Source organism: Microbispora sp. NBRC 16548 (genome assembly GCF_030268985.1).
Taxonomy (GTDB): Bacteria; Actinomycetota; Actinomycetes; order Streptosporangiales; family Streptosporangiaceae; genus Microbispora; species Microbispora catharanthi.
Genome location: NZ_BSSF01000062.1, coordinates 1 through 751 on the forward strand (window position 1 = coordinate 1; position 751 = coordinate 751).

The 751-nt window shown below is 69.5% G+C and carries 1 protein-coding gene; it reads right to left on the reverse strand.

All coding sequences use genetic code 11. The features are described 5' to 3' along the window. A partial coding sequence (locus QSK36_RS43030; protein ID WP_285786438.1) for a DDE-type integrase/transposase/recombinase occupies positions 1–751 on the reverse strand: 751 nt, incomplete at both ends.

The following is a 751-nucleotide window of genomic DNA, read 5'->3' on the forward strand; positions in this document are numbered from 1 at the left end:
CGCCGATCCGCAGGGTGACGACGCCGGTGTGGTCGACGCGGTCGTGCCGGACGCGGGTGTGGGTGTCGCCGTCGCGGTTGGCGGCCGGTTGGGCCTTGGGCCGGGTGTTGTAGGCCGCGGCGGGGGTGGCGCGGTGGGGCAACGACCGGTGGGGGCGGTGGTGGTTGTAGGCGTCGGCGAAGCGGTCGATGAGGGTTTGTAAGTCAGTGATGGTGGCGGGCTGGTCGGGCTGGGCGCGTAGCCATTTCTTCATGGTCTGCTGGAAGCGTTCGACTTTTCCGCAGGTGGTGGGGTGGTTGGGGGTGGAGTTCTTCTGGGTGAGGTGCAGGCGGCGCAGTTCGTGTTCGAAGGCGTTGCGGCCGCCGCGGCCGCCGGCCAGGCGGGTGGTGAAGACCATGCCGTTGTCGGTGAGGGTGGAGGCGGGCACGCCGTGGGCGGCCACCGCGTGGCGGAAGGTGTCGCGCACGATCGGTCCGGTGACGCGGTTGTGGGCCGTCACCGACAGGGCGTAGCGGGAGTGGTCGTCCAGCCAGGTGAGGATCTCGGCGTCGGTGCCGTCGGCCAGGCGGTAGTGGGTGAAGTCGGCCTGCCAGGTCTCGTTCGGCTGCTCGGCTTGGAAGCGGATGTAGGAGGAGCGTGGTCGTTTGTTCGGCTCGGGGGTGACCAGACCGGCCCGCATGAGGTAGCGGCTGATCGTCGCCCGGGACACGGTGACCTGGTGATGCTGGTGCAGATGCCAGGCGATGGTGTC